The sequence below is a fragment of the Paracoccus sp. UBA889 genome (assembly GCA_002294185.1).
Taxonomy (GTDB): domain Bacteria; phylum Pseudomonadota; class Alphaproteobacteria; order Rhodobacterales; family Rhodobacteraceae; genus Paracoccus.
The window spans coordinates 14,512-14,898 of sequence record DBFD01000004.1 but is presented as its reverse complement, the minus strand read 5'-3'; the positions used below and the strand labels follow the sequence as shown (position 1 = coordinate 14,898).

The window sequence follows — 387 nt, the reverse complement described above, 5'->3', positions numbered from 1 at the left end:
CTGGCAGAGGAAATGCCGGTGGTGATGCTGGGCGATTTCAATGTCATTCCCGAGCCGCGCGACGCCGCTCATCCGAAAAACTGGGTCAGCGACGCGCTGTTCCTGCCTGAAAGCCGCGCCGCCCTGCGCCGGATCGTCCATCAGGGCTGGACCGATGCCATCCGCATCCGCGATCCCTGGTCAGCGCGCGGCCCCTTTACCTTCTGGGATTATCAGGCGGGCGCCTTCGACCGGGACGACGGGATCCGTATCGACCACCTGCTGCTGTCGCCGCAGGCTGCCGACCTGCTGATCGAGACGGGTGTGGACCGCGAGGCGCGGGCGGGCGAAAAGCCCAGCGATCACGTGCCGGTCTGGGTCAGGCTGGCTGCCTGACCGCGCGTCCGG

1 protein-coding gene is annotated in these 387 nt (G+C 67.7%); it reads left to right on the top strand.

Annotated features, from left to right (window positions below; genetic code table 11):
* Positions 1–375, top strand: a 375-nt coding sequence (locus B4L36_RS00380; protein ID WP_292950736.1) for an exodeoxyribonuclease III, incomplete at its 5' end; no start/stop codon positions are given.
* Positions 376–387: the final 12 nt, after the last annotated feature.